At 69.4% G+C, this 26,270-nt stretch carries 26 protein-coding genes; 18 read left to right on the top strand and 8 right to left on the bottom strand.

Features of this window, described 5'->3' with window-relative positions:
- Nucleotides 1–7 precede the first annotated feature (7 nt).
- On the top strand, nt 8–1,567 hold the full coding sequence (locus AC5RUW_RS00925) for an acyl-CoA synthetase (protein ID WP_494158947.1): 1,560 nt from the start codon (nt 8–10) through the stop codon (nt 1,565–1,567).
- 3 nt (nt 1,568–1,570) lie between these two features.
- Here AC5RUW_RS00925 and AC5RUW_RS00920 read toward each other — a convergent pair whose 3' ends face one another.
- Nucleotides 1,571–2,302, bottom strand: coding sequence for an ABC transporter ATP-binding protein (locus tag AC5RUW_RS00920; protein ID WP_494158946.1), 732 nt, complete (start codon nt 2,300–2,302; stop codon nt 1,571–1,573).
- A 58-nt stretch (nt 2,303–2,360) separates the two neighbouring features.
- Nucleotides 2,361–3,443: an FtsX-like permease family protein gene (locus AC5RUW_RS00915; protein WP_494158945.1), complete on the bottom strand. Its 1,083-nt coding sequence runs from the start codon at nt 3,441–3,443 to the stop codon at nt 2,361–2,363.
- 168 nt (nt 3,444–3,611) lie between these two features.
- On the opposite strand from AC5RUW_RS00915, the gene AC5RUW_RS00910 reads away from it, so the two are divergent.
- On the top strand, nt 3,612–4,880 hold the full coding sequence (locus tag AC5RUW_RS00910; protein ID WP_494158944.1) for a sensor histidine kinase: 1,269 nt from the start codon (nt 3,612–3,614) through the stop codon (nt 4,878–4,880).
- Complete coding sequence (locus AC5RUW_RS00905; RefSeq protein WP_494158943.1) at nt 4,877–5,524, top strand: response regulator transcription factor; 648 nt, start codon at nt 4,877–4,879, stop codon at nt 5,522–5,524. The genes AC5RUW_RS00910 and AC5RUW_RS00905 overlap by 4 nt, the downstream gene beginning before the upstream one ends.
- A 74-nt stretch (nt 5,525–5,598) precedes the next feature.
- Here the strand turns inward: AC5RUW_RS00905 and AC5RUW_RS00900 are convergent, their stop codons facing one another.
- From AC5RUW_RS00900 to AC5RUW_RS00885, 4 genes are all read right to left on the bottom strand, one after another.
- Nucleotides 5,599–6,807, bottom strand: coding sequence for an ABC transporter permease (locus AC5RUW_RS00900; RefSeq protein WP_494158942.1), 1,209 nt, complete (start codon nt 6,805–6,807; stop codon nt 5,599–5,601).
- A complete protein-coding gene (locus AC5RUW_RS00895) occupies nt 6,804–7,685 on the bottom strand; it encodes an ABC transporter ATP-binding protein (RefSeq protein ID WP_494158941.1) in 882 nt (293 codons plus the stop codon). Before AC5RUW_RS00895 ends, AC5RUW_RS00900 begins: the two co-directional genes overlap by 4 nt.
- A gap of 107 nt (nt 7,686–7,792) precedes the next feature.
- Nucleotides 7,793–8,524, bottom strand: a complete 732-nt coding sequence (locus AC5RUW_RS00890) for a response regulator (RefSeq protein WP_494158940.1) — start codon at nt 8,522–8,524, stop codon at nt 7,793–7,795.
- 87 nt (nt 8,525–8,611) lie between these two features.
- Nucleotides 8,612–10,003, bottom strand: a complete 1,392-nt coding sequence (locus AC5RUW_RS00885; RefSeq protein WP_494158939.1) for a sensor histidine kinase — start codon at nt 10,001–10,003, stop codon at nt 8,612–8,614.
- 130 nt (nt 10,004–10,133) lie between these two features.
- On the opposite strand from AC5RUW_RS00885, the gene AC5RUW_RS00880 reads away from it, so the two are divergent.
- From AC5RUW_RS00880 to AC5RUW_RS00825, 12 genes are all read left to right on the top strand, one after another.
- Nucleotides 10,134–11,339, top strand: a complete 1,206-nt coding sequence (locus AC5RUW_RS00880) for a M20 metallopeptidase family protein (protein WP_494158938.1) — start codon at nt 10,134–10,136, stop codon at nt 11,337–11,339.
- A 44-nt stretch (nt 11,340–11,383) separates the two neighbouring features.
- Complete coding sequence (locus AC5RUW_RS00875) at nt 11,384–11,815, top strand: GNAT family N-acetyltransferase (RefSeq protein ID WP_494159541.1); 432 nt, start codon at nt 11,384–11,386, stop codon at nt 11,813–11,815.
- An 85-nt stretch (nt 11,816–11,900) separates the two neighbouring features.
- Nucleotides 11,901–12,098 carry a hypothetical protein gene (locus AC5RUW_RS00870; protein ID WP_494158937.1) on the top strand — a complete coding sequence of 66 codons (198 nt, stop codon included), beginning with the start codon at nt 11,901–11,903 and terminating at the stop codon, nt 12,096–12,098.
- A 56-nt stretch (nt 12,099–12,154) separates the two neighbouring features.
- Nucleotides 12,155–12,619, top strand: a complete 465-nt coding sequence (locus tag AC5RUW_RS00865; protein ID WP_494158936.1) for a DoxX family protein — start codon at nt 12,155–12,157, stop codon at nt 12,617–12,619.
- A gap of 79 nt (nt 12,620–12,698) precedes the next feature.
- Entirely contained in the window at nt 12,699–12,926 is a 228-nt protein-coding gene (locus tag AC5RUW_RS00860) for a helix-turn-helix transcriptional regulator (protein ID WP_494158935.1), read from the top strand.
- The gene (locus tag AC5RUW_RS00855) at nt 12,923–13,471 is read left to right on the top strand and encodes a hypothetical protein (RefSeq protein WP_494158934.1); all 549 of its coding nucleotides are present in this window, start codon (nt 12,923–12,925) and stop codon (nt 13,469–13,471) included. Before AC5RUW_RS00860 ends, AC5RUW_RS00855 begins: the two co-directional genes overlap by 4 nt.
- A 113-nt stretch (nt 13,472–13,584) precedes the next feature.
- A complete protein-coding gene (locus AC5RUW_RS00850; protein WP_494158933.1) occupies nt 13,585–14,292 on the top strand; it encodes a DUF6308 family protein in 708 nt (235 codons plus the stop codon).
- A gap of 207 nt (nt 14,293–14,499) precedes the next feature.
- Nucleotides 14,500–15,141 (top strand): ABC transporter permease, encoded by a 642-nt coding sequence (locus tag AC5RUW_RS00845; protein WP_494159540.1) that lies wholly within the window; start codon nt 14,500–14,502, stop codon nt 15,139–15,141.
- The gene (locus tag AC5RUW_RS00840) at nt 15,134–16,417 is read left to right on the top strand and encodes an ABC transporter ATP-binding protein (protein ID WP_494158932.1); all 1,284 of its coding nucleotides are present in this window, start codon (nt 15,134–15,136) and stop codon (nt 16,415–16,417) included. The genes AC5RUW_RS00845 and AC5RUW_RS00840 overlap by 8 nt, the downstream gene beginning before the upstream one ends.
- Nucleotides 16,417–17,277 carry an ABC transporter permease gene (locus AC5RUW_RS00835; protein ID WP_494158931.1) on the top strand — a complete coding sequence of 287 codons (861 nt, stop codon included), beginning with the start codon at nt 16,417–16,419 and terminating at the stop codon, nt 17,275–17,277. Before AC5RUW_RS00840 ends, AC5RUW_RS00835 begins: the two co-directional genes overlap by 1 nt.
- The gene (locus AC5RUW_RS00830; RefSeq protein WP_494158930.1) at nt 17,277–18,335 is read left to right on the top strand and encodes a glycine betaine ABC transporter substrate-binding protein; all 1,059 of its coding nucleotides are present in this window, start codon (nt 17,277–17,279) and stop codon (nt 18,333–18,335) included. The genes AC5RUW_RS00835 and AC5RUW_RS00830 overlap by 1 nt, the downstream gene beginning before the upstream one ends.
- Nucleotides 18,336–18,472: 137 nt before the next feature.
- Nucleotides 18,473–19,918 carry an APC family permease gene (locus AC5RUW_RS00825; protein ID WP_494158929.1) on the top strand — a complete coding sequence of 482 codons (1,446 nt, stop codon included), beginning with the start codon at nt 18,473–18,475 and terminating at the stop codon, nt 19,916–19,918.
- An 81-nt stretch (nt 19,919–19,999) separates the two neighbouring features.
- Here the strand turns inward: AC5RUW_RS00825 and AC5RUW_RS00820 are convergent, their stop codons facing one another.
- Nucleotides 20,000–20,605 carry a hypothetical protein gene (locus AC5RUW_RS00820; RefSeq protein ID WP_494158928.1) on the bottom strand — a complete coding sequence of 202 codons (606 nt, stop codon included), beginning with the start codon at nt 20,603–20,605 and terminating at the stop codon, nt 20,000–20,002.
- 258 nt (nt 20,606–20,863) lie between these two features.
- On the opposite strand from AC5RUW_RS00820, the gene AC5RUW_RS00815 reads away from it, so the two are divergent.
- Together AC5RUW_RS00815 and AC5RUW_RS00810 are read left to right on the top strand one after the other, a co-directional pair.
- Nucleotides 20,864–22,441, top strand: a complete 1,578-nt coding sequence (locus AC5RUW_RS00815; protein ID WP_494158927.1) for an HNH endonuclease — start codon at nt 20,864–20,866, stop codon at nt 22,439–22,441.
- Nucleotides 22,442–22,509: 68 nt separating this feature from the next.
- A complete protein-coding gene (locus tag AC5RUW_RS00810; protein WP_494158926.1) occupies nt 22,510–23,298 on the top strand; it encodes an IclR family transcriptional regulator in 789 nt (262 codons plus the stop codon).
- 1 nt (nt 23,299) lies between these two features.
- Here the strand turns inward: AC5RUW_RS00810 and mdlC are convergent, their stop codons facing one another.
- Complete coding sequence (gene mdlC, locus AC5RUW_RS00805) at nt 23,300–24,892, bottom strand: benzoylformate decarboxylase (protein ID WP_494158925.1); 1,593 nt, start codon at nt 24,890–24,892, stop codon at nt 23,300–23,302.
- Between the two features lie 359 nt (nt 24,893–25,251).
- Between mdlC and AC5RUW_RS00800 the strand changes: the two genes are divergently transcribed.
- Nucleotides 25,252–26,253 carry an ABC transporter substrate-binding protein gene (locus AC5RUW_RS00800; RefSeq protein WP_494158924.1) on the top strand — a complete coding sequence of 334 codons (1,002 nt, stop codon included), beginning with the start codon at nt 25,252–25,254 and terminating at the stop codon, nt 26,251–26,253.
- Nucleotides 26,254–26,270 lie beyond the last annotated feature (17 nt).

Below are 26,270 nucleotides of genomic sequence, written 5' to 3'. Positions count from 1 at the left end.
CGCCGCCATGCTGAACCAGGGGATCGGGGCATGGCCCGGCCGGCTGCAGCGGAAGTTCGGGCCCAAGCCTGCGGTCGTCTTCAACGGTGAGGCCCTGACCTACTCCGCGCTCCACCGCCGGGCCCTGGCCCTGGCCGGTGCCCTCAGGGCCCGGGGCACCGCGGCCGGAGATAGGGTCGCGTTCCTGGGCGAGAACCACCCGTCGTTCCTGGAGACGTTCTTCGCGGCCGGGATCCTGGGGGCGGTCTTCGTGCCGCTCAACACGCGGTTGGCGGCGCCCGAGCTGGAGTATGCACTGGCCGATTCCGGTGCCGGGGTCCTGGTGCACAGCGCCGGCCTCGGGCCCCTCGCCGTTGCCGGCAGCGCACAGGTCCAGGTCCGCCGGCTGGTGGTGCCCGACGCCGGGGCCACCGGCGCCCCTTCTCCGGTTCCACCGGAAGGGCAGGACGACGCGGGGGAGGACTATGAACAGGCCCTCGCCGCCGCGGCCGCCCCCGACGCGGAGACGCCGGTGGACCTCGCGGATCCGGCAATGATCCTCTACACCTCCGGCACCACCGGCCGGCCCAAGGGGGCGGTGCTGACGCACGGCAACCTGACCTGGAACTGCTTCAACGTGCTGGTGGACTACGACCTGGGCAGCAGCGACACGGCCCTGATGATCTCTCCGCTGTTCCACGTCGCCTCGCTGGACATGGGCGTGCTCCCCACCCTGCTGAAGGGCGGAACGGTGATCCTCGAACCGAAGTTCGACGCCGGCCGCGCCCTGGAGCTCATCGAACAGCACCGGGCCACCTTCATCAGCGGCGTCCCCACCACCTACCAGATGCTGTGCGAGCACCCGGACTGGGCCAAACGGGACATCGGGTCGCTGCAGAAGCTCACCTGCGGCGGCTCCGCGGTGCCGCTGCGGGTGATCGAGGCCTACGAGGCGCGCGGCCTGGCCTTCTCCTGCGGATACGGGATGACCGAGACGGCCCCCGGAGCCACCGCGGTTCCGGCGGACCGGTCCCGGGACAAGGCGGGATCAGCCGGGCTGCCGCACTTCTTCACCGGCGTCCGGGTGGCGGCTGCCTCCGGGGAGCCGGCACGCGCCGGTGAAGTGGGCGAGGTGCAGATCACCGGCCCGAACGTCATCCGGGAATACTGGCAGCGCCCCGACGCCACTGCAGCCGCCTTCGCGGACGGCGGCTGGTTCCGGTCCGGGGACCTGGGGTACCTGGACGACGACGGCTTCCTCTTCATCGTCGACCGGCTCAAGGACATGATCATTTCCGGCGGTGAGAACATCTATCCGGCGGAGGTGGAGCAGGCCATCCTGGCCCTGGAGCAGGTGACCTCGGCTGCGGTCATCGGCGTGCCGAATGAGAAATGGGGCGAGGTCCCGCACGCCGTCGTTGTCCTGCGGGAGGGCGCGGAGCTGGACGGCGACGCCATCCGGGCGCACCTGTCCGGCAGGCTGGCCCGCTACAAGATCCCGCGGACCTTCGAGTTCGTTCCCGAGATGCCGCGCACCGCCAGCGGCAAGATCCGCAAGACGGATCTGCGCCGGCGGCACGAGGGCTGAGGGTTAGGCCGGTTCGACCGGACGCGGCGCGGTCAGGCGGCCGTCGCGCATTTCGGCCACGCCATCGGTCAGTTCGACGAACCCGGTGTCGTGGGTGACCATCACGGTGGCCGTGCTGAACCGATGCGTCAGGTCCGCCAGCAGGCGCACCACCGACTCCGACCGCTCCTGGTCCAGGGCCGCCGTCGGCTCATCGACCAGCAGGACGGCGGGCCTGCCCATCAGGGCGCGGGCGATGTTGACCCTCTGGCGCTGCCCGCCGGAGAGCTGATGCGGCCGCTTGCCGGCCTCCCGGGTCATCCCCACCTCGTCGAGCATCCGCCGGGCCCGTTCCTCGGCGCTGCGGCGCCGCCGCCGCAGCCGTTCGGCGACGACCAGCTGTTCCAGGGCCGTCAGCGAGGGCAGCAGGTTCGGCTGCTGGAAGATGATGCCGATCTTCTCCCGGCGCAGTTCGGCCCGGTCCTGCTCATTGAGGAGCACGGTGTCCGCGCCCTCGATAAGTACCCGGCCCGACGTGGGCCGGATCAGGGTTGCCGCTACGGCAAGCAGGGAGGATTTGCCGGAACCGGAGGGGCCCACGAGCGAGAGCAGGCGGCCGTGGCCGACGTCGAGGCTGACGTCGTCGAGGGCCAGGAGGCGGGCCTCGCCGTCAGGGTATTCGAGCGAGACCGACTGCAGGGACAGGGGAGCGGGTTCGTCGGGGCGGCCGAAGCCGGTGGCTGCGGAAGCGTGCATGAGAGGAGTCCTTTCAGGAATTGAAGCGTGGGGCGGAGCGCCGGGCGGGGACGCGGCGTCAGCTCCCGCCCAGGGCGAGCAGCGGATCGACCCGGGTCACGCGGCTCACGGTGACCGCCGCCCCGGCCAGGCCCAGCAGTACGACTCCCAGGACGGGGAGCAGTACGGTGGCGGCCGTCAGCACGAACGGTGCCACCCCGGCGACGGCCAGCCCGGCGCCCGCCGCCACGAGGCCGCCGGCTGCTGCACCGCCGGCCAGCACCAGGCCCGCCTGGCCCAGCGCGTCGCCCAGCACGAAGCCGGAGCCGGCGCCCAGGGCCTTGAGGACGGCAATGTCGCGGGTGCGCTGGACCGTCCAGACGGCGAGGAATGCCACGATCACCAGCGCGGAAATGCCGTACAGGAAGGCCTGCATCATCAGCAGGGAACCGTTCTCGGAGCTGTAGGAGGGCAGGCCCGCAAACGAACCGCGCACGTCGGTCGAAACGGTGCCGGCAGCGGCGTCGGCTGCCTCGGCGGCATCAGCTGAGGCATCACTGACGATGGCGGTGGCAATCGGTGCCGGCCCTGCCCCCGTTTCGTCCAGGTGGGCCAGCTGCTGCCAATCCGCCAGTGCGATCCAGGCCACCGGAGTATGGCTGTAATACGTCTCCGCGGCCAGGGCGGCGACCCGCAGCCGGGCCCCTCCGACGGACAGGACGTCGCCCGGAGCGACGCCGAGAGCCTCGGCGGTTTCGGCGCCGAGGACAGCCTCTCCGGCAGCGATAGGTGACGGCGGCAGGGAGCTGCCTGCTTCGGTGCCGAACAGCGCTACCGAGGCAGTGGCGGCTGCGGTGGCGCGGGACTGAAGGATCCCGAGCGGCTCGGCGGAGGCGCCGCCGGCCCGGTGTGCCTCAAGCTGATCCGCGGTCACCTGGGACTCCGTGAAGGACACCTTCGGGTCGTTGCCGGGCGGAGCCCCGAACGTCACCCGCTGGAAGCCGGCGGTCCTCAGCCCGTCGATGGCCGAGGTGTTCTGCCAGGCCAGCCCGGCCGTCAGGCCGGAGAGCATCACCAGCAGCAAGGTGATCAGGGCGATGACGCCCCCCATGAGGATGAAGCGGCCTTTGGCGAAACGGATGTCACGCAGTGCGAGATACACGGTGGTTCCTCCTGGGCCTGGGGCCCGGTTGTCGGTACCTTTCCACCCTTTCGCCGATACGGGTGCCTTCCATCGCCGGCCCGGTTGATTCCGCGCATCCGATCGGGCGGGCCTTCGTTCAACCAATTGGACGATGCCGGTCCCGGCGCCGCGCCCTAGGGTGGGATTATGACCTCCTTGGGCGGCGGCTCGCCGGCGGACACCGTGCTGCGCGTGCTTCGGGTGGCGCTGCATCTGGCGTTCGCCGGGCTGCTGGTCCTGGCCCTGGTCCAGATGGGCCTGTCCCGCCCGCCGCTGCCGCTGCTGTGCGCCGTATATCTGGTGGCAGCGGTCCTGGCCGGTGTCTACCTGGCCGGTACGGTGGCTGAAAAGCGGTTTGCCGCTTCCGGGCGGGGCCCGGACCCGGGCCGCTGGGCGCACGTCTGGCTGGCTGCGGTGACCGTGCTGTGGCTGGCCCTGCTGCTGATCAGCGTGGAGTTCTCCTGGCTCGCCTTTCCCCTGTTTTTCCTGGACCTGCATCTGCTGCGCCGGGGGCCGGCCCTGGCAGCGGTGGCCGCTACGACCCTGGCGGTGATCGCCGCTCAGTGGGATGCAGCCGGATCCCTGAGCCTGCCGCTGGTCCTTGGGCCGTTGATCGGCGCCCTGTTCGCCGTCGTCATGGGCTTCGCGTACTCGAGCCTGCACACTGAAAGCATCAACCAGCGCCGTGCGCTCGAGGAGCTGCGCCGTACCCGCGGGGAACTGGCGGCATCCCAGCGGGAGTTCGGGGTGCTGGCGGAACGGGGGCGCCTGGCCCGGGAGATCCATGACACCCTGGCGCAGGGATTCTCCAGCATTGTGCTGATTGCCCGGGCCGCGGACTCGGCGCTCGCTGCCGGCAACACCGATCTGGCCCGGGAACGGCTGCGCACCGTGCAGGCCACTGCGGCGGAGAATCTTGCCGAAGCCCGCCGGTTCGTCACCGGGTTGTCCGCGGATGCCGGCGGCGCGCTGCTCGCGAACCTGGAACGGCTCTGCGCCGATGCCCGGCAAACGGCCGAGGCGAGCGGGAAGCCCGTGGAGTTCAGCCTTCGGGTGGACGGGGAGCCGGGGTCGGTGGAACCGGAAACAGAGGCGGCGCTGCTACGGGCCGCGCAGGCCTCCGTCGCCAACGTCCTGAGCCATGCCCACGCCTCCCGCGCGGTGCTCACGCTGGGCTGGACGCCGGACGCGGTCACCCTGGATGTGTACGACGACGGCTGCGGGTTCGATCCCGCAGCACTGCCGCACGAACCGCGCCCGGATGGCAGCGGTTTCGGGCTGCTGGGATTGCGCAGCCGGGTCCTGGGGCTGGACGGTAGTTTCGCCGTGGAGTCGGCCCCAGGCGAAGGCACCGTGGTCGCAGTGCGGGTTCCCCGCCGCTCCGGCCCGCCGGCGGGATCGGAGGAGCGGCAATGACGGAACAGGACATCCGGATCCTGCTGGTGGACGACCACCCGGTGGTGCGCGCCGGGCTCAGGGCCATGCTGGAGGATTTTCAGGGTATGAAAGTGGCAGCGGAGGCAGCCGACGGCGCCGCCGCCGTCGCCCAGGTGCGCCGGCAGGCGGCCTTGGGCACCCCGTTCGATCTGGTGCTGATGGACCTGCAGATGAAATCCGGGATGGACGGCGCCACCGCAACCCGTGAGATCCATGACCTTGGCGGCCCGCCGGTGCTCATCCTCACCACTTACGACACGGACGCCGACATCCACGCCGCCATCGGGGCGGGGGCTGCCGGTTACATGCTCAAGGACGCGGATCCGGAGGAGATCCGGCTCGCGGCGACCGCCGCGGCCGCCGGCCGCAGCGCGCTGGCTCCCCGGATCGCCGAACGGCTGATGGGCCGGCTGCGCCGGCCTGCGGTGGAGCTCAGCGCCCGGGAACTGGAGATCCTGCAGCTGCTGGCCACCGGCGTCGGCAACCGGGCCATCGCCCGGCAGCTGTTCATCTCCGAAGCCACGGTCAAGACCCACCTGGTGCACATCTACGGCAAGCTCGGCGTCGACAACCGGACGGCGGCGATCGCGGAGGCACAGCGGCGGCGCATCCTGCGCGGCTAAGGCGCGTGCCGGCAGGACGACGGCGGCGCGCCTCCCCGGTGGGAGACGCGCCGCCGTCGGCACGGGCCTGAGGGCTAGGACTCCAGCTTCATCGCCTTGCGCAGGGTCAGCGCCCCGCCGCTCTGCATGACGGCCCGGCGGTAGATCCGCTCGCCGAAGCGCAGCAGGCCGTAGGCCGCCACCAGCGCGATCAGCAGCGAGACCAGGGGCTGCCACAGGGGCACCTCGCCGTTGAGCATGCGCACCGGCATGGCCACCGAAGAGACCACCGGCACGAACGATGCGGCAACCAGCAGCTGACCCTTGGCGAACAGCCCCGCGAACAGCGCCACGATGATCACCGTGAGCACCGGACCGGAGCTGTTGTTCAGGTCCTCGCTGCGGCTGGCCATCGAGCCGATCATCGCCCAGGCGGATGCGAGGATCAGGAACCCGGCCAGGAAGAAGACCAGGAACCAGCCCGACGCCGGGATGATGCTGCCGACCGTTTCCGCGGTGCCGGTGAGGTTCAGGGCCAGCAGGGCGGCGCCGGCGTAGAGGGCCAGCTGGACCATCGCGAGGATGGTGTTGCCGGCGACCTTGCCGTAAAGCAGCTGCCGGATGGGAATGGCCGTGGCCAGGATCTCCACCACCCGGTTCTGCTTTTCCTCCAGCACGGAGGTGGCGATCGCCATGCCGAAGATGATCGCCGCCATGTAGAACAGGAACGCGAACACGAACCCGACGATGGTGGCCAGCAGCTGGTTCTCGGCATCGCCGTTCAGCAGGTCGGTCTGGAACTCGCTGTTCTCCAGCAGGGCTTCCGACGTGGTTCCGGCGTTGGCCGCATTGATCTCCAGGACGTGGGCGCGCAGCGCCTCGGCGAGACCCTGCTGCAGGTCAGTTGGCAGTTCTTCGTTGCCGACCAGCGTCCAGCCGTCGTAGGCCACCAGGAGCGCGGCGTCGGCCTCCCCCGAACGGACCAGCTCCCTGGCCGCGTCCGGATCCTCGGCTTCGACGGCCTCAAAACGGGTGTTGCCGCCGTTGGCTTGGCCGGCCTCATCGGCGGCCTCGACGATCTCCTGCCCCTCCGGGACGGTCACCGTGATGTTGTCATTCCCGTTCGTCACGGCAACCGTGTACTCCTCGCCGCGGGAGCTCATGAAGGCGTTGAACAGCACGGTGCCGACGATGATCAGCACGGTGACCAGGGTGGAGATGAGGTAGCTGCGGTCGCGGGCCTTCACCATCACCTCGCGGAGGGTGACGATGGCCCAAGGGGCGGTGGAACGTTCGGCGCTCATGCTGTGACCTCGCGGTAGATCTCGCTCAGGGACGGGCGGATGGGGGCGTACTCCTCCACGGAGCCGCGGGAGAGGGCGGCGGCCAGCAGGCGCTGCCCGGCGGCGTCGTCGTCCAGCTCGACGACGGCGGTGGGCCCGGCGACGTCGATGACCCGTACGCCGGGATCCTCCCGGATCCAGCCGGCGTCCGGGTGCACGGTGATGCGGTGCCGGTTCGCGGCGCGGGCCCGCAGGTCCTCCCCGGTGCCGGAGGCGATCATCCGGCCCTTCTGCAGCACCACCAGGTTGTCGCAGAGCCGGTCCACGAGGTCCAGCTGGTGGCTGGAGAACAACACCGGCACGCCCTGGGCGGTGTAGTCGCGCAGCAGTTCCACCATGGAATCGACGGCCACCGGGTCCAGGCCGGAGAACGGCTCGTCCAGGATCAGGGCGGTGGGCCGGTGCATCAGCGAGGCGATGATCTGCACGCGCTGCTGGTTGCCCAGGGAGAGTGATTCCAGCTTGTCCTTGGTGCGGTCGGCGAGGGTGAACCGCTCCAGCATGTCCAGGGCGGAGGAGCGGGCGTCGTTCTGGCTCATGCCGTGCAGCTGGCCCAGGTAGACCAGCTGGTCCAGGATCGGCTGCTTCGGGTAGAGGCCGCGTTCCTCGGGCATGTATCCGAACCGGGAGCGCATCTTCGCGTCCAGCGGTACGTCGTCCATCAGCACCTCGCCGGAGCTGGGGCTGAGCACGCCCATGATCATGCGCATGGTGGTGGTCTTGCCGGCACCGTTGGCGCCGACGAAGCCGGTCATCTTGCCGGAGGGAACGTCGAAGGTGACGTCGTCGACGGCGGTCTTGTCGCCGAACCGTCGGGTGAGGCTGCGTATCTGCAGCATGGCGGCTGCTCCTTTCCCGGCGGGCCGGGTGCGTGGGGGACCATCTGCTTCGACTTTAGGCAGAGGGACCCGCGCAGCGGATCGGCCGCGGGAGGGAAAGCGCCGGCTCAGCCCTCCGCGGGGCTGTCCCCCGCAAGGATGAGCCCCGATTCGTAGGCGAACACCACTGCCTGCACCCGGTCCCGGACCTGGATCTTCGCCAGCAGGTTGGACACGTGGGTCTTCACGGTGGCTTCGGCCACGAACATCTGCCCGGCGATCTCCGCGTTGGAGAGCCCGCAGGCCACCTTGGTCAGCACTTCGCGCTCGCGGGCGGTGAGCGTCTCCAGCAGCCGGGCACGCGCCGGATCAGGCTGCTGCACTACTGCTGCCGGGGCCGGGCCGGTGCCCGCAGGGCCGGTCTGCTCGGCGTCGAGCTGCCGGGCGAAGCGTTCGATCACCCGGACCGTGACCTCCGGGGCGAGCAGGGCGTGGCCGCTGGCCACGGCGTGGACGGCGTCGACCAGGTCATCGGGGTCTGCGTTCTTGAGCAGGAAGCCGCTGGCGCCGGCGCGGATGGCGTCGAAGAGGTAGTCGTCGCGTTCGAAGGTGGTGAGGATGATGACCTTCGCGGTGTCGGCGGCCGTGATCTGCGAGGTGGCGGCGATCCCGTCCAGCACCGGCATCTGCACGTCCATGAGGATGACATCCACCGGGTTCGCGGCGGCGAACTCCACCGCCTCCCGGCCGTTGGTGACCTGGCCGACCACTTCGATCTCGTCCTCGACGGAGAGCATCATGGCGAAGCCAGCGCGGACCAGCGCCTGGTCATCGGCCAGCAGGACTCGGGTCGGTTCCATGGACGTTTGCCTCTTTTCACGCACTGCATGCTTCGCATGACGGCCGGCGGGCCGCCCCCGCTCCACCGTAGCGCGTGGGGCCGCCGGTCAGGGAAGCGTGAAGCGCACCCGCACCCGCCACCCGCCGTCGGCGCGGGGTCCGATCTCGGTGCAGCCGCGGTGCAGGGCGGCGCGTTCGCGGATGCCGCGCAGCCCGAACCCGGAACCTCCGGTGGCGCCCTGGCGGGGCCGGCCGTCGTCGACGGTCTCCACCTCCACCCAGCGGGCGCCGTCCGGGCCGCCGGTGCGCAGCGCGACGACGGCGTTCCCGGCGGTGGAGTGCCGGCGGATGTTCGCCAGGGACTCCTGGACCGTGCGGTAGATGCTCAGGGCCAGCGGGGCCGGCACAGCGGCCAGGGTGCCGGGAACGTCCTCGGCCTCGGCGTAGCGGACGGCAAGGCCCAGCTCCCGGTGCTCCTCGATCAGTTCGGGAATCTGCGCCAGCCCGGGCTCGGGGCGGCGGGCGGCGGTGTCACCGCCGTCGGCGTCGGCGTCGGCGGACCGGAGCACCCCGAGCAGCGAGCGCATCTCCGTCACGCCCTGCCGGGAGGCCTCCTCGATGGTCTGCAGCGCGGCGGCGGCCGCCTCGGGCTTCTTGTCCAGGACCCGGCGGGCGGCGCCGGCGTGCACCCCGATCACGGAGACGTGGTGGGCGACGACGTCGTGCAGTTCCCGGGCGATGCGCAGCCGTTCGTCGATGACGGCCTGCCGGGCCAGCTCGGCGGACTGGGCGGCCAGCTGGGCGGACTGCTCACGCAGCTGCCGGCGCTGGTGCGCGCTGCGCCAGGAGCGCAGGCCGAACATGATCGCCCCGCCGAAGTAGGCGGTGTTGATGATCAGGTTGTAGATCGCCAGGCTGAGCAGCGGCGGCAGCAGGCCGGGCTGCCCGCCGTCCTCCTCGTACACCTCCTCCAGGAAAGTGTCGTAGGCGTTCGAGACAGTGAAGGAGAGCAGGATCCAGAGTGCCATTCCGGCGATCACGAGGATCATGGAGACCCAGAGCAGCCGGCGGTCGCGGGCCCAGGCGAAGGCGCTGTATATGACCGCGAAGTAGGCGATCTGGAAGCTGGGATGCGCGCTGATGGGCGGCACGGCCAGGCCGAGGACGATAAACAGGGCGCTGCTGAGCAGCAGCATGGCGATGGGGTACCTGCGCCGCCAGGCCAACGGAAGCACCATCAGCGCCATCACCAGGTGCTGGGCCCAGACGGGGGCGTCCGTCCCGGACAGGTAGTCCATGCCGCGGGCGACCTCGAGGATCCCGGCGCTGAGCACCACGAAGATCAGGGTGCCCAGCAGGTCGCGGCGCAGCTGCTCCCGGGTGGGCCGGGGGCGTTCCCAGGTTTCGGTGCTGCGCCCGGGCTGGGACACCTTGGAGAACAGGGTGCGGAGGGCGGGGCCGCGCCGGGCGGGCGCCGGCGCCTCGGCGACGTCGATCATGGGGTCCAGTCTAGGTCGCGGGGTGTCCTGAGGAGTTCCGTCGCAGGGATGAGGATGGTTTACTGGCGGCACAGTTCCCAGCTGTTGCCGGCCCCCACTCGCAGCGGCGTCACCGCTACCCAGGAGTGCCATGCCGTTTCTTGCCGAAAGCCAGTCCCTGCTGCCGAAACTTGTCGCCCTCCGCCGCGAGCTGCATGCCGATCCCGAGGTGGGGCTGGACCTGCCGAACACGCAGAAGCGGATCCTGGAAGCGCTGGAGGGCCTGGACCTGGAGATCACCCTCGGTGAGAACTGCAGCTCGGTGACCGCCGTGCTGCGCGGCGGGGAACCGGGCCCGGCCGTGCTGCTGCGCGGTGACATGGACGCGCTGCCGGTCGCGGAGCTGACGGACCTCGAGTACGCGTCGAAGAACGGCAGCATGCACGCCTGCGGGCATGACCTCCACGTGGCCGGGCTGGTGGGTGCCGCGCACCTGCTGGCCGCCCAGCAGCGGGACCTGGCCGGCAGCGTCATCTTCATGTTCCAGCCGGGGGAGGAGGGCTTCCACGGTGCGGAGACGATGATCGCCGAGGGGGTGCTCGACGCCGCCGGCGAACGTCCGGTGGCGGCGTACGGCATCCATGTCCGGCCCGGCCCGCTGGGCGTGTTCCGCACCAAGCCGGGAACGCTGATGGCCGGCGCCAACGAACTGCGCATCACCGTGACAGGCTCGGGCGGGCACAGCTCCCAGCCGCAGGCCGCCCTGGATCCGGTGCCGGCCGTTGCCGAGATGGTCACCGCCCTGCAGAGCATGGCCACCCGCCGCTTCTCCGTGTTTGATCCGATCGTCCTCACGGTGACGCAGCTTGAGGCCGGTGAGGCGATCAACGTCATTCCCGACACCGCAAAGCTGGGCGCCTCGGTCCGCACCCTGTCCGAGGAGTCACTGAACCGGGTGATCATGGAGACCAAGGCCCTGGCAGAGGGGATTGCCTCCGCCCACGGGCTACACGCCGAGGTGGACTTCAACGTGCTCTATCCGGTGACGGTGAACGACGCCGCGCGCACCGATGAGACGCTGCGGGAGCTGCGCGAGCTGTTCGGCATGGACCGGGTCATCCAGTCCCGGGACCCGCTCATGGGCTCGGAGGACTTCTCCCTGGTCCTGGAGCAGGTGCCTGGCACTTTCATGTTCCTGGGGGCCACGCCGCCAGAGGTGGATCCGGCGACTGCCGACTGGAACCATTCCCCGCGCGTGCTGTTCGACGATTCGGTGCTCGCGGACCAGGCGGCCGCGCTGGCGCAGCTCGCCTACAACCGGCTTACGGAGGACCTGGGCGCGGAGCAGGAACTCTGAGCGCGGACGCGGGAACCGACGCGCCCGGAGAACCTGCCTACCAGCTGGTCCGCGCCGGGAGTTCGGACGCCGACGTCGGCCTCCCGACGCTTGCCGAGCTGCTGTCGCTGTATGACTCCGTCGGCTGGGGCGCCTACACCAAGGAACCCCGCGTCTTGGCTGCCGCGCTCACCGGGTCGGCCGCCGTCGCCGTCGCCCGGGTGGACGGGCAGCTGTCCGGCCTGGCCCGCGTGGTGTCCGACGGTCACACGATCTGCTATCTGCAGGACGTGCTGGTGCGTCCGGGGTTTCAGGGCCGGGGGATCGGGCGGCGGCTGGTGGAGATGGTGCTGGAGCCGTTCGCCCGTGTGCGGCAGAAGGTGCTGCTGACGGACGACGAGCCCGGGCAGGCAGCCTTCTACGCAGCCCTTGGTTTTGCCCGGGTCGGCGCCGGCGCCGGCGGGGCGGGGCTGCGCTCCTTCGTGCGGTTTGACTGAACTGCGCGGTTCGACTGAACGCCGTTCCGCCCTGGACTCGGAACGCGCTCCGGACGGCAGCGCAGGCGAATGGCAGAATCGGCCCATGCGATCCGCGCTTGTCCTGATCCTCTGCGCCGTCGGCTTCGTCCTGGGCATCGCGCTGTTTATCGCAGGCGGGGCCGACGACTCTCCCGGGCTGCAGGGGATTGGAGCCCTGGTCGGCATAGCTTCGGTGCTCGCCTGGATCCGATCCGCCCGCAATGCCCGGGCCGGAGGCAGGGGCGGGAAGCCGGACAGCTGAGCCGCGGGGCCGCCGTCGTCCACTGTGGACGCAGCCCAACCTGCTACCGTCTGCCCATGTCCCGATTCAGCTCAGCCGTCGTCCGTGCAGTCAAGGCTCCGGCGGCCAGGACCTCGAAGCCGCGCCGGGCCGCCGCCGTCGTGCTCGGCGCGTTCCTGACCTTTGCGGGCATCTCGCATCTGTCGTTCGCCCGCAGCGAGTTCCAAGCCCAGGTGCCGGACTGGGTTCCGCTGGACAAGGACCTCGTGGTTCTGCTGTCGGGTGTCGCGGAGATCGGGCTGGGAGCGTCGCTGATCCTGTGGCGGAAGCGCCGGGTGCCGGTGGGCCTGGCTGCTGCCGCGTTCTTCATTGCGATCTTCCCGGGCAACATTTCCCAGTACGTCACTCAGACCGACGCCTTCGGCCTGTCGACGGACCGGGACCGGCTGATCCGGCTGTTCTTCCAGCCGCTGCTGGTGCTCTGGGCACTGTGGGGCACCGGTGCGTGGAAGGCGCTGCGGGCGGAGCAGGAGAAGCAGTAGCCCGACGGTCTGCCTCTCACGGCACCTAAAATGTCAGGAATCCTTGACTTCCAATGTCAAGGATTCCTAACATCGCTGCATGGTTCCTCGAAAGGCTCACTATGCGAGTCCGGTGCGGGAGCGCCGGAAGCTGCAGCGGATGACACAGGCAGAGCTGGCTGAGCAGGTGGGCGTGAGCCGGCAGACAGTGATCGCCGTCGAGCAGGGCGACTATGCGCCGTCGGTCTATCTGGCCCTGAAGATTGCCCGGGCCCTGGGCGGAACCGTCGAGGAACTCTTCACGGACGAGACGGGAGACCGGAAATGACGCGCAGGACGAGCAGGCTCGACCGGGCCGCTGAGAAGATCATGGACGTCGACAGCCCGGCCTACGGGGACGAGCGGGAACGGGCCGTGATCATGGAATCCAATGCCTTCGGGTTGACGGCGGCACTCTACATCGGGCTGCTGGGCGCGCTGGTCGCCGCCTCTTTCGGACTGTTCCTTCTTCCGGTGGCCCTGCTGGTGCTGACCGGCATGCTGCCCTCGGTGGCGGCCCTTTGGTACGCGAAGCGGCGCGGAGTCAACCCGCAGAAGCTCGCCGAAACCGCAGGTGCCCGGTCAACGATGGTGGGTATCACCGTCTTTGGCATCGGCATGGTCCTGACCTCTGCCGCGATCGCCTACACGGTGTTCGCAGGCCAGCCCCTGCTCACCCCGCCCCGGTTGGACGTGACTCCCGGTGAAGGGTTCTTCGGCGGCATGGCGCAGGGTGCTCCCATCGGCGGCATCATCGGCGGCCTGGTCGCCGTCCTTGGCGGGGTGCAGGGCTACCGGCGGGCAAACCGGATGCGGGGCGCGGGAGAGGGGTAGCGGGCGCCGCTGTCTAAAACCGTGCCGGCTCTTGCCCAGAATGTCGTCCATGCCGGGTAGGCTCCCGGAAACGGAGGGAGCAAAGCGCCCCTTCACAAACACCGGGGGAAGTTATGCAGCTGCCTGCCATCCTGGGCGACGGCCACCAGTCCGAGGCCGCAGGGCTCGTTAGCGAGTACTACACGGGAGTCCTCAACTCGGGTCGGGTGCGCACCGGGGCCCGCTTTGACACTTGGGCCGGAGGTGGTGACGCACCGGAGGTGATGAACCGGGTCACCGCTGATGACCTGCTGGCCGCATCGTTCCTCTCCGTTGATTTCTCCCACCGGGCGGCGATCGGGATTCTTGAGACGCGGCGCACCGACATTGCCGCCCTTCTCTCCCGCATTCCGGCGGACCTTGACCTGGCCGATCTAGGGCAGGATGAGTTCAAGTCCGTACTCGGGGAGGGCAGCCCTGCCTGGGAACTGTGGGACCTGCTTCGGGGAAAGAGCGAAGGCAAACCTGACGAAAAGTGGGGGATCGGGCCTACCAAGGCGAGCAAGATACTGGCCCGGAAGCGCCCTCGGCTGATTCCGATCTGGGACTCCATCGTCTCCAAGGTCACCGGTGTTGATTCGTCGCTGACTCAGTGGACGGACTGGCACGCGGAGCTGACCGCTGAGGACAAGAAGCTGGCGAAGCAGCTCGATGACATCCAAGCGCAGGCACACGTTCCTTTCGCGTTCTCCCGGCTGCGAACGCTGGACGTAGTCCTCTGGATGCATGGCAAGGACACCGGGCTGCACGAGTCCGCCTTGGATGTGGAGAACGAAGACTGAAGACGGCAGAACACCTTCTCACCTGAGCCGCAGACGCTGGCGCATCCGGCTTGCGGAGCAGTCAACCCTACGCAGGGTCTTTCCAGCAGCTCGGCGCAGCGGGACCATGGAGGAAGCTGTGCAGCGGCGCAGCCGATCCGGCGCTGAAACACCAGCGAAAGGAGCACCGGCAGGCAACCCGTCCCCGAGGCGAATGAGGTCTTGCTCTTGTTGGAATTCCTGGCCGACCGCTATCCGCAGATCCTCTTTGCCGGGTGGCAGCACTTCAGCCTCGTCTTCCAGTGCCTGGTGCTCGCCACGGTCCTCGCGATAGTCATCGCGGCACTCACCTACCGCAGCGCGACCCTGAACGGCATCGCCAACGGCATCTCCGCCGTCGGGCTGACCCTGCCGTCCTTCGCCCTGATCGGGCTGCTGATCGCCCCGCTCGGCTTCGGCACGCTGCCGGCGATCATCGTCGTCGCGTTCTACGCCACCCTGCCGATCCTGCGCAACGCCCTCGTGGGGCTCTCCGGGATCTCCCCGGCCGTCGTCGAATCCGCCCGCGGCGTGGGCATGGGACGCGTACGGTCCCTGCTGCGGGTGGAACTGCCGCTGGCTTGGCCGGTGATCCTGACCGGCGTACGCGTCTCCGCGCAGATGGTGATGGGCATCGCCGCAATCGCCGCATATGCGCTCGGCCCGGGCCTGGGTGGCTTCATCTTCAACGGCCTGTCCCGCCTGGGCGGCGCCAACTCGCTTGAATCCGTCGTGGTCGGCGTCGTCGGGGTCGTCCTCCTGGCCCTGATCCTCGACCTCCTCCTGCTCGGTCTCGGCCGGCTGACCATCCCGCGAGGTATCCGTGTCTGAAACCCTTCCTTCCGCATCCAACGGGCCCGACGGCGGTGCTCCCGCCGGCGGCGCCGGCATCCTCCTGGACGAGGTAACCAAACGCTATCCCGGGCAGGACCGGCCAGCGGTGGACGGCCTGACCCTGGAGATCCCGCACGGCAGCGTGGTGATGCTCGTCGGGCCCTCCGGCTGCGGCAAGACCACCACCCTGAAGATGATCAACCGGCTCATCGAACCCACCAGCGGCCGCATCATCCTCGACGGCGACGACGTCACCGGCATGGACGGTGACCGGCTGCGCCGCGGCATCGGCTACGTGATCCAGGCCGGCGGGCTCTTTCCGCACATGACCGTGGAAGCGAACATCGCCGTCGTGCCCAGGATGCTGGGCTGGAGCAAGGACCGGATCAGCGGCCGCGTGGACGAACTGCTGGAGCTGGTCTCCCTCGATCCCGCGTTGTACCGGGGCCGGTATCCGAAGGAGCTCTCCGGCGGTCAACAGCAGCGGGTGGGCGTAGCCCGTGCCCTGGCCGCGGACCCGCCGGTGCTGCTCATGGACGAGCCGTTCGGCGCGGTGGACCCGATCACCCGGCAGCGGCTGCAGGAAGAGCTGCTGCACATCCAGTCGGAGCTGCACAAGACCATCGTCGCCGTCACCCACGACTTCGACGAGGCCGTGAAGCTGGGAGACTGGATCGCCATCTTCCGCGAGGGCGCCCGCCTGGTGCAGTACGACTCGCCGGAGCGGATCCTGGCCAACCCCGCCGACGAGTTCGTGGAGAACTTCATCGGCTCCGGCGCCGGGCTCAAGCAGCTCACGCTGACCCGGGTCAACGAAGTGAAGCTGAGCGGGGCGGTCACCGCCCGGGGCGGCGAGCCGGCCAGCGACGCGCTGTCCCGGCTGCAGGGCGCCGGCGAGCAGAACCTGGTGGTTTTGGACAGCCGTGACCGGCCGCTGCAGTGGCTCTCCCGCCGCCAGATCAGCCGGCTGGACCGGCTGCCCGCGACGGCGGACCCGAAGCTCCCGGTGATCGGCGCCCGGGCGACCCTGAACGACGCGCTGGACACGATGCTCGGCTCCAGCACCGGAGCGGCACTCGTCACCGGTCCGCGGGACGCGTTCAAGGGCCTGGTCACCGTGCAGACCGTCATGGACGCGATCACGGCGGCACAGGCCGCCGCCCGTGACGATTCCGCCGCACCCGTGGGCGTCAACACCGGCACGACGCCGCGGCATGAGACACCAGGACCCGCTCCGGCTCCGGCCGGCGCCACAGCAGCGGAGGACAGCTGATGAGCGCCGCGGGTGCCGGTGCCGCCGGCGGTGCGGCTGCGGCCTCCACCGCAAAGGGCACGACGGCGGCAGGTGCGCGAGGTGCCCGGACGGGCGCAAGGGCGACGCCCCTGGCCGAGACCGTCGATACCGCCCCGGGTCTGTCCTGGCGGCCGCTGCTGCTGCAGCTCGCCGGCATCGCCGTCGCCTTCGGGGTGCTGGTGCTCTGGCTGGCCAACGCCGATCTCAGCGCAACCGAGCGCGCCACCCTGGAACCGGTAACGCTCTGGGGCTACACCCTGCAGCATCTGGCGCTCACCGTGGTCTCGGCGGCGATCGTGCTGGCGGTGGCGATCCCCCTGGGCATCCTGCTGACCCGGGGCCCGCTGCGCCGGGTCAGCGGCCCGGTCCTGGCCGTCGCGAACCTGGGCCAGGCCGCCCCGGCGATCGGCCTGCTGGTGCTGCTGGCCTTCTGGCTCGGCTTCGGCTTCTGGCCGGCCATCGTGGCCCTGGTGCTCTATGCCGCCCTGCCGGTGCTGCGGAACACCATGATCGGTATCCAGCAGGTCGATCCGCGCGTGGTCGAGGCCGGACGCGGGGTGGGGATGAGCGCCGTCGGCGTCCTCTTCCGCCTGGAGCTGCCGCTGGCGGTGCCGGTCATGCTCTCCGGGGTGCGGACGGCGCTGGTGCTGCTGGTCGGCACCGCGACGCTTTCCACGTTCATCAACGGCGGCGGGCTGGGCATCCTGATCACCACGGGGGTGAACCTGAACCTGGAGGCGGTCCTGGTCACCGGCGCGCTGCTGGTGGCGCTGTTGGCCCTGACCGTCGACTGGATCGGCCGCGTCATCGAGCACGTCGCCCGGCCGAAGGGTCTCTGATGCGCAGCACCCCTACCCGGCCCGCCGTCCGCCCTCCCGCCGTCCGCCCTCCCGCCGTCCGCCCTCCCGCCGCCTGCCGGAGGAGGCGGCTGGCCGCGCTCGCCGCCGTCGTCGGGCTCCTCGCCGCCGGCTGCGGGCTGCAGCCCGCCGACTCCTACGTGCCCGAAGCCGAGCCGGGGGAGATCCAGCCCATCGAGGGCCTGCCGCAGGACGCCCCGCTGACGATCACGGGCAAGAACTTCACCGAACAGCTGGTGCTGGGCAAGATCGCGGTGATCGCCGCCAAGGCCGCCGGCTTCGACGTCACCGACCTCACCAACGTGCCCGGCAGCCAGCCGGTCCGCGAGCTGATGGTCTCCGGGCAGGCGGACATGACCTATGAGTACACCGGCACGGCCTGGATCACCTACCTGGGCCAGGGCACCGGCATCCCCGACCAGGAGGAACAGTGGCAGGCGGTGTACGACGCCGACCTGGCGAACGGACTGACCTGGGGGCGCCCCGCGCCGTTGAACAACACGTACGCGTTTGCGATCCGCAGCGAAGCCGCCGAGGAGCTCGGCGTCACGCGCATCTCCGACATCGCGGCGCTGCCGGTCGAGGAGCGCACCTTTTGCCTCGAGGCGGAGTTCAACTCCCGGCCGGACGGCATGAACCCCCTGCTGGAGGCCTACGACCTGCCCCGCGGCTCACCGGACGGCGTGCCCGAGGCGAACATCGGCATCTACGACACCGGAGCCGTGTACACCGCCACCGACACCGGGGAGTGCAACTTTGGGGAGGTCTTCGCCACCGACGGGCGGATCGATTCGTTGGGGCTGACTGTGCTGGAGGATGACCGGGCGTATTTCCCGGCCTACAACGTCGCCCCGGTCTTCAACACCGAGGCCCTGCTTCGCTATCCGGAACTCGAGGACGTCTTCGCTCAGATCAGCCCGCTGCTCACCGACCAGGAGCTGCGGAAGATGAACCTGGCGGTCGACGTCGAGGGCGGGGAACCGGCCGACGTCGCCTTCGACTGGATGGTCTCGGAGGGCCTGGTCACCGTTCCGGAGTGAGCGGGTGCCGGAAAGCGGACCTGAGGTTGCCTGTTGTGAAACATTAGGTGCGGTTTCCCCGCGCCCTATACCGTAGTGCGCCCAATCACTCCGCATCGCCTTTCAACGGGCAGAGCATTACAGGAAGGGGGCCCGGCATGGCGCAGCAGTCCGCCACCGAACCCTCATTGAAGAAAGTCCTTGGCCGGCTCGACGTCCTGGCCCTCGGCTTCGGCGCCATGATCGGCTTCGGCTGGGTCGTCCTCACCGGCGACTGGCTCAGCAACGCCGGAACCCTCGGCGCGGTCACCGCCATGGTCGCCGGCGGCACCATCATGGCCGTCGTCGGGCTGACCTACGCCGAACTCTGTGCGGCGATGCCCAAGGCCGGCGGGGAGCACAACTACCTCCTGCGGGCCATGGGGGCCCGTACCTCGTTCATCGGGTCCTGGGCCATCATCGGCGGCTACGTCACCATCGTCGCCTTCGAGGCCGTCGCCCTGCCCCGCACGGTGCAGTACATCTTCCCGGACCTCAGCCAGATTCCGCTGTGGACCATCGCCGGGTTCGAAGTAAACCTGACCTGGGCGCTCGTCGGTGCGCTCGCCGCCGTCGTCATCATCTGGATCAACATCCGCGGCGTCAGGGAAGCCGGCATCGTCCAGAACTTCGTGGTGCTGTTCCTGCTCGCCATCGGCCTGGTGATGATCGCCGGCGCGTTCACCGGAGGTTCCGCGGAGAACATGGAGCCGTGGTTCACCGGCGGCATGAACGGCTTCTTCGCCGTGCTGGTCGTGGTGCCGTTCCTGTTCATCGGCTTCGACGTTATTCCGCAGTCCGCAGAGGAAGTGAACATCCCGGCCCGGCAGATCGGCCGCCTGGTGGTCCTTTCGGTTCTCCTGGCCACGGCCTGGTACGTGATGGTCATCCTGACGACGTCCTCCGCCATGCCCGCCGGGGAGCTGGCCGGAGCGGACATCGCCACCGCCGACGCCGTCGGCGCGATGTTCGGCTCGGACCTGATGGCGAACATCCTGATCGCCGGCGGCATTGCCGGCATCCTCACTTCGTGGAACTCGCTGCTGCTCGGCGCCTCCCGGCTGATGTACTCGCTGGCCCGTGCCGGCATGCTGCCGGCCTGGTTCGGGCGGCTGCACCCGAAGTACCACACCCCGCACAACGCGCTGTTATTCATCGGGGCGCTCAGCTTCCTTGCGCCGTTCTTCGGCGCGGAAATGCTCGGCTGGCTGGTCGATTCCGGGGCACCCAGCATCGTGGCGGCCTACACCCTGGTGGGCGTGGCGTTCCTGATCCTGCGCCGCCGTGAACCGGAGATGGAGCGTCCACTGCGGATCGGCGGCCGCGGGCGCGGCGGCGTCGTCATCGGTGTCGCTGCCACCATCCTAGGTGCCGCCCTGTTCAGCCTTTACATGCCGGGCATGCCCGCGCAGCTGGGCATGGAACCGTGGATTCTGTTCGGCATCTGGTGGGTGATCGGTCTGGCGTTCTTCTTCCGGGTTCCGGGCGGCATCACGCCCGGGGCCGACGCCGAGGAGTGCGTCCTCGAGGCGGTCCGCGCCCGCCGTACCGCGCGCGCAAAGTAGGCCGACGGCAGCCAAACATGAGTACGACGACGGCGGCGCACCTCCGGGGGAGGGGCGCCGCCGTCGCTCTTGCCGCCCGGCTCAGGCGCCGTCAGGGTAGTACCGGCTGCTGATGCCGTACTCGGGGTCCAGTTCGGAGCGCAGCATCTGATGCTCGTCCGGATGCTCGGTGCAGTCGGTCGTGGCCAGGATTTCCACGCTTTCGGCGACGTCACCGTTGCGCGCATATACGGCGGAAAGGTCCATGTCGCCCTGTTGAAAACTCAGCACCCGAACGTCCCCCACTTCGTTCCCGGGATCGTCGGTTTCGCTGATGAGTGACCACCCATCGGTTTCGAGGGCTGCCCGGATGCTGTCGAGGGCGGCGTTCGCTGCGGCCGCATCGGCGGGCAGGCCTTCCAGCGATCCAATCCATCGGGTTTTCGTCTGCTGTTCCTCGATTTCGATACGGAGGCAGGACTCTTCACGGACTGCCACGACTTCCAGGTCGACCGTTTCCGCGGTTTCCTGCAGCAGCAGGGGAACCACGCGTTCCAGCGTGATTTGGGCGTCGGGTGCCGCGGCGTTTTCCGCGGGTCGGGTTTCCGCCGGTGCTGGCGGGGCGCAGGCGGTGGAGGACAGGGTGAGGACGGCGCCGGCGCAGAGCAGCCGGGCGCCGCAGCGGAGTCGGGTGTGGCGGCGGACCATTATTCTTCCAGAGCCTTTCACGGGAACAGTTCCACTTTCCTCGGGAGAATTCGTCGGAGCGGGCAAGCCGGCGGGAAAGACCGGCTCTCGGGCGCCTGAACCGTCTCGTCTCGGGGACAGCGTAACGCGGGGGAATGCACTCCCCGTATGGTGCAGGACTTCGCTACTGGCTGCTTACCTGACGCGATCAGGTCACCACTTATTCAGGGGAGATAATTGCCCTTGCGGGTCCTCAAACCAACTTCTAGCCTCGAACACATGTTCGAATATGACAGTGGAGGCAGCCCCTCAGTCCTTGCGCCCGACAGACCTGTGAGCGGCGTCGATAATGGGCCGCCGGCGCTCCTGCTTCCCATGTCTTCTCTGTCGTCCTTGCGTTCTCTGTCCGCAGCCGCCGTACAGGCAGTGACCGATCTCGTCGAGCGGCTGGGAGGGGAGCAGGCTGCCTTGCCGGTTCCGGAACCCCTCCACGCAGCGGATCTCATTGACCTGATCAGGTCCATGGAGGAACTGAAGGGCACGGCCGCGGCCGTCCAGGCGGTGGCGGCCGTCCGCTTCGACGAGATGCAGCGCAGGGAGCAGGCGGAGGCCGGCCTGCGCCCGCAGGATCTGGGACGCGGCGTCGGGGCCCAGATCGCATTGGCCCGGCGCGAATCGCCCCTGCGCGGAGGACGGTACCTCGGGCTGGGCAAGGCATTGCTGCATGAGCTGCCCTGCACGTTTCGGGCCCTGCGGGAGGGCAAGCTCAGCGAGTGGCGGGCAACGCTCGTGGCACGGGAAACCGCCTGTCTCGAGCCCGAGGACCGCGCCGCGCTCGACGCCGCCGTCCTGGGAGATCCCGACGAGGCGGAAAAGCTGGGGGACAGGGCCCTGGTGGAGCGGCTGCGACGGGGGACGTACCGGATCGACCCTGCTGCGGTCGTCCGGCGGGCCCGAAAGGCAGAAAACGAACGCTATGTCTCCTGCCGGCCGGCTCCCGACACCATGACCTGGGTGACCGGCCTGCTTCCCGTGGCGCAGGGGGTGGCCGTCTACGCCGCGCTGTCCCGGGAGGCGGACCGGATGCGCTGCATGGGCGATCCGCGCGGCCGCGGGCAGATCATGGCCGACACCCTGGTGGAACGGGTAACCGGTACACCGGCTGCGGCCGGGCCGCGGATCGAGGTGCAGCTCATCCTCACCGACCGCACGTTGCTTCGGGGGGCCAAGGAGCCGGCCGTACTGGCGGGCTACGGAACAGTCCCGGCCGACTGGGCGCGCGCGATGATTGGCAGCGCATCGGAAGCGGCGCTGCGCCGCCTCTACACCGCTCCAGCCAGCGGAGAACTGATGGCCATGGACTCCCGGGCGAGGACCTTTCCGCAAGGGCTTGCCCGGTTCATCACCACCAGGGACCAACGCTGCCGTACCCCGTGGTGCGGTGCGCCCGTCCGCCACATCGACCACGTGCAAAGCCACGCCGCTGGAGGTGGCACCTCGGCGGAAAACGGTCAGGGACTCTGCGAGAACTGCAATTACACGAAAGAGGCGCCGGGATGGTCATCGCATGCAGTTGGCGTCCATCCGGGCGGGCGATCAGCGGCTGGTGCCGGGGCGTGGCGCCAACGGGCCGACGACGGCCCGCCGGGGGAGCAAGGAGGTGGCGGTGACAGCCGGACGCAGCGCCGGCCGAACCTGGACAGCCGCTCCGGTCAGCGGGGCGGGGATGACAGGCATACTCAGGAGCCGGAGCAGGCGATCGAAATCCGGACACCAACGGGGCATCGCTACGTCTCCGCCCCGCCGTCCCTCCCGGGGACCGCGGATGCTCTGGCGCACGCCCACTCGCCCGGCTAGGGTTTGGGCGATCGCTGAAAAACCATTCCACGTAGCGATAAAGTGTTGCCCTACCTGGAAGGAAAGACATGGCTGAGCGCAGTGCCGCCGGCGGGGTGCAGTCCGTTGAGCGCGTCTTCGAGCTGCTGGAACTGATCAGCGACGCCGGCGGGGCAGTGACGCTCAGCGAGCTCGCCGGCTCCACGAACCTTCCCCTCCCGACCATTCATCGCCTGCTGCGGACCCTGGTCGGCCTCGGCTACGCCCGCCAGCTGCCGAACCGGCGCTACGCCCTGGGTCCACGGCTGATCCGGCTCGGCGAAGCCGCCAACAAGCAGCTCGGGGCGCTGGCCCTTCCGCATCTGAGCAGGCTGGTCGACGAGCTGGGGGAAAGCGCCAACATGGCCGTCCTCGATTCGGACATGGTCGTGTACATCGCCCAGGTGCCGTCCCGGCACTCAATGCGGATGTTCACCGAGGTCGGACGCCGGGCCCACCTGCACGCCACCGGCGTCGGAAAGGCCATCCTCGCCCAGCTGTCGGACGAGAGCGTTCGCGGCATCTGTGAACGGACCGGGATGCCGGCACCCACCAACCAGAGCATCGGCACCGCCACGGAACTGCTGGCTGAGCTGCAGAAAATCCGGGACCGCGGCTATGCCGTCGATGAACAGGAGCAGGAGCTGGGGGTGCGCTGCTTCGCCATCGCCGTTCCTGACGCCCCCACTCCCACGGCCATCTCCGTTTCCGGCCCCATCTCCCGCGTCGACGAGGCCTTCGCCGAACGGGCGGTGCCGCTGCTGCAGGAGGCGGCCCGGGCTGTCGGACAGGAACTGAACCCCCGCGCCTCCGTCCCGGGCACGCCCGCGCAGCGCTGACTTACACCACCCGGGCGTCGATCAGGACCGGGCCTTCCGTGCGGAGGGCCTTCTGATAGGCGGCGTCGAATTCCTCCCGCGTGGTCGTGCGGGTACCCGGAACGCCGTACCCCTCGGCCAGTGCCACGAAGTCGATCGCTCCGAGCGTCAGGCCCGGCACATCGGGCACGCCCATCCGCTGGGCGAAGCCGGCCAGGGCGCCGTAACCCGAATTGTTGACGATGACGAACACCGTCCGGGTGCCCCGCTGGGCCGCGGTGTACAGCGCGGTGATGCCGTAGTTCGCCGAACCGTCGCCCACGGTGGCCACCACGGTCGCCTCCGGAGAGGCCAGGGAGATCCCCACGGCGGCCGGCAGGCCGAAACCGAGTCCGCCGGACGCCGGGAAGTGGTAGCGTCCGGGCCGGTCGATGGCGATCCGCTCGAGGTAGTCCAGATCCAGCGTGGTCGTTTCGTTCACGTACACCACGCCGTCGTGCACGTGGGCGTTGAGCACCTCCAGGATCTCCGCCCCGGTCATGCCGTCAGGCGAGCCCGCCGCTGCGGTCAGCCCACGCGGCGGGCGACGCGTGCCGCGGTCCCGCACGCCGTCGGCCAGGACACCGATGGCCGCGGCGACGTCGGCGACGACGGCCGTTCCGAAAGGCGCCCGGGTGGCCTCGGATGCGTCCTGGGTGAGGTGCCACAGCCGGGTGCCGGCATCCAGGTAATCTCCCGGCTCCCACCGGTGGTACCGGAAGACCGGCGCCCCGATCACGAACACGGAGTCATGTCCGGAGAGTCGGCGGCGCACTGAATCGATCCCCGGGACCATGACACCGCCGAAGTTCGGATGCGTGGTCGGGAACGGGCAGCGGGGCGGGGACGGCGCGACGTACACGGTCGCATCGGCCTTCTCGGCCAGCCGCACAATCGCCTCGAACACCGCCGGATCCCGGACGGCGGCCGCGTCCACCTGGGGGCCAAGCACCAGCGCCGGGTTCTCCGACTGCTCGACGGCGGCAACGAGTGCGGCTGCCAGTTCGGGGGAGAGGCCGCCCGCCACCGTGACGGAGCGTTCCCGGAGCAGGGCATCATCCCGCAGCGCCGGCTCGTTCCAGTCATCCAGCGGAACCGACACGTAGACGGGCCCCTGCGGATGGGAGGAGGCCTCGAGGATGGCCTGCGAGAGCGTGCGTGGCACGTCCGCCGCGGCCAGCGGCTCGTGGGCAAACTTGGTCAGCGGAGCGGTCAGCGAGCCGGCCGCCACGTTCGCGAGCATCGACTCCTGGCCCACAGTGCGCCGGACCTGCTGGCCGGCCAGCAGCACCAGGGGTACGTGCGCGTACCTGGCGTTGGTCAGCGCGCCCATGGCGTTTCCGGTGCCGGACGCCGCGTGCAGATTCACCAGGACGGGCCGGCCGGTGGCCCGCGCGTAGCCTTCGGCCATCCCCACCACGGCCTGCTCGTGCAGCCCCAGGACGAAGTCGAAGTCCTTCCCCAGCCCGGCCAGGAAGGGCAGCTCATTGGAGCCGGGGTTGCCGAAGATCGTCGTCATCCCGTGAGTGCGGAGCAGGTCCGCCGAGGCTGCCAGGACCGTCCTGTCGTCTGCCATGAATCTTTTCCCATCGGTTGTGCGGTAGGGGTCGTCACGCCTCCGGCGGCCGGCGTCGACAGGCGGTGCCCCGCTCGGAAGGCTGTGACGTAGATCATTCTTAGCACCAATTTTCGAGTCGGCCGTTTTGGGTCAGCGCGGATGACCCCGGCGACAGCCGCGGCATTTCCATGCGCAGATGACGGGAAGGTCACAACTCCGCATGATCCCGGGAAATCCTTGACGGGATGTGATCCAGCTCATACGGTTGAAAAAAGAACACATGTTCACCATGCGAACAACTCAGCGCCACAGCCGTCGCCGGGTCACGGAACGGAAGCAAGCTGCCGCATGTCCTCTCGAATTCCCAGGAGCCACCGTTGAAACGCAGCCCGCTTCTCCTCGCCGCAGCCGCAGCCGCCGCCCTGACCCTCTCAGCCTGCGGTGGAGGTTCCCTCTCCGGCGGATCCACCGGGGAAGCGACCGGTGACGGCGCTGCCGCCGGCGAAGGGCTCACCGAGGTCTCGGTCGGCGTCATTCCGATCCTGGACACGGCGCCCATCTGGCTCGGCAAGGAGCAGGGCTTCTTCGAGGAGGCCGGCCTGGACCTGAACATCACCGAGACCTCCGGCGGCGCCGCCGCGGTTCCCGGCGTGGTCAGCGGGGACTTCCAGTTCGCCTTCGGCAACATCATTTCGGTCATGGTGGCCAACGACAAAGGCCTGGACCTGGAGTTCCTTGCCAACGGCATCTCCACCAGCGGCGACACCACCTCCGACGTCGGAGCCGTCGTCGTCCCCGCGGATTCGCCCATCCAGGCCGCCGCCGACCTGGCCGGCAAGACAGTCTCGGTGAACAACCTTTCCAACATCGGCGACACCACCATCCGCAGCGTGGTGGAGGAGGACGGCGGGGACCACGAATCGATCCGGTTCGTGGAGGTCGGCTTCCCCGACGCCCCGGCCGCACTGGCGAACGGGCAGGTCGACGCCGCGTGGATCCTCGAACCCTTCCTGACCCAGGCGCTCGACGACGGTGCCCGGGTGGTGTCCTACAACTTCGCCGACATGCATGAGGGGCTCGACGTCGCCGGGTACTTCACCACCAGCTCCTACGCCGAGGAAAACCCCGAGATCGCCGAAGCCTTCACCGAGGCCATGAACAAGTCGCTCGAATACGCGCAGGAGAACCCGGACGCGGTGCGCGACATCGTCGGCACCTACACCTCCATCGGTGACGAGATGCGGGCCCGCATGGTCCTTCCCGCCTACCGCTCCGACTTCAACCGCGAAGCGGCCGAAGCCCTGGGCTCCGCGGCGACCCGGTACGGCACCCTCTCGAAGGAACCGGACCTGGACGCCATGCTGCCCTCCGGCTCCTGACCCGCCGTGCACGCCAA

This window comes from Arthrobacter sp. Y3222053, assembly GCF_059092805.1.
This window is presented reverse-complemented; position numbering and strand designations above follow the sequence as displayed.

Excerpts from the sequence above, each read along its gene's own strand:
- AC5RUW_RS00830 (WP_494158930.1), top strand. The coding sequence starts at position 17,277 with ATGCGCAGCACCCCTACCCGGCCCGCCGTCCGCCCTCCCGCCGTCCGC.
- AC5RUW_RS00860 (WP_494158935.1), top strand. The coding sequence starts at position 12,699 with ATGGTTCCTCGAAAGGCTCACTATGCGAGTCCGGTGCGGGAGCGCCGG.
- AC5RUW_RS00855 (WP_494158934.1), top strand. The coding sequence starts at position 12,923 with ATGACGCGCAGGACGAGCAGGCTCGACCGGGCCGCTGAGAAGATCATG.
- AC5RUW_RS00880 (WP_494158938.1), top strand. The coding sequence starts at position 10,134 with ATGCCGTTTCTTGCCGAAAGCCAGTCCCTGCTGCCGAAACTTGTCGCC.
- AC5RUW_RS00815 (WP_494158927.1), top strand. The coding sequence starts at position 20,864 with ATGTTCGAATATGACAGTGGAGGCAGCCCCTCAGTCCTTGCGCCCGAC.
- AC5RUW_RS00890 (WP_494158940.1), bottom strand. The coding sequence starts at position 8,524 with ATGGAACCGACCCGAGTCCTGCTGGCCGATGACCAGGCGCTGGTCCGC.
- AC5RUW_RS00835 (WP_494158931.1), top strand. The coding sequence starts at position 16,417 with ATGAGCGCCGCGGGTGCCGGTGCCGCCGGCGGTGCGGCTGCGGCCTCC.
- AC5RUW_RS00905 (WP_494158943.1), top strand. The coding sequence starts at position 4,877 with ATGACGGAACAGGACATCCGGATCCTGCTGGTGGACGACCACCCGGTG.
- AC5RUW_RS00870 (WP_494158937.1), top strand. The coding sequence starts at position 11,901 with ATGCGATCCGCGCTTGTCCTGATCCTCTGCGCCGTCGGCTTCGTCCTG.
- AC5RUW_RS00910 (WP_494158944.1), top strand. The coding sequence starts at position 3,612 with ATGACCTCCTTGGGCGGCGGCTCGCCGGCGGACACCGTGCTGCGCGTG.
- AC5RUW_RS00850 (WP_494158933.1), top strand. The coding sequence starts at position 13,585 with ATGCAGCTGCCTGCCATCCTGGGCGACGGCCACCAGTCCGAGGCCGCA.
- AC5RUW_RS00820 (WP_494158928.1), bottom strand. The coding sequence starts at position 20,605 with ATGGTCCGCCGCCACACCCGACTCCGCTGCGGCGCCCGGCTGCTCTGC.
- AC5RUW_RS00885 (WP_494158939.1), bottom strand. The coding sequence starts at position 10,003 with ATGATCGACGTCGCCGAGGCGCCGGCGCCCGCCCGGCGCGGCCCCGCC.
- AC5RUW_RS00920 (WP_494158946.1), bottom strand. The coding sequence starts at position 2,302 with ATGCACGCTTCCGCAGCCACCGGCTTCGGCCGCCCCGACGAACCCGCT.
- mdlC (WP_494158925.1), bottom strand. The coding sequence starts at position 24,892 with ATGGCAGACGACAGGACGGTCCTGGCAGCCTCGGCGGACCTGCTCCGC.
- AC5RUW_RS00900 (WP_494158942.1), bottom strand. The coding sequence starts at position 6,807 with ATGAGCGCCGAACGTTCCACCGCCCCTTGGGCCATCGTCACCCTCCGC.
- AC5RUW_RS00810 (WP_494158926.1), top strand. The coding sequence starts at position 22,510 with ATGGCTGAGCGCAGTGCCGCCGGCGGGGTGCAGTCCGTTGAGCGCGTC.
- AC5RUW_RS00825 (WP_494158929.1), top strand. The coding sequence starts at position 18,473 with ATGGCGCAGCAGTCCGCCACCGAACCCTCATTGAAGAAAGTCCTTGGC.
- AC5RUW_RS00865 (WP_494158936.1), top strand. The coding sequence starts at position 12,155 with ATGTCCCGATTCAGCTCAGCCGTCGTCCGTGCAGTCAAGGCTCCGGCG.
- AC5RUW_RS00895 (WP_494158941.1), bottom strand. The coding sequence starts at position 7,685 with ATGCTGCAGATACGCAGCCTCACCCGACGGTTCGGCGACAAGACCGCC.
- AC5RUW_RS00925 (WP_494158947.1), top strand. The coding sequence starts at position 8 with ATGCTGAACCAGGGGATCGGGGCATGGCCCGGCCGGCTGCAGCGGAAG.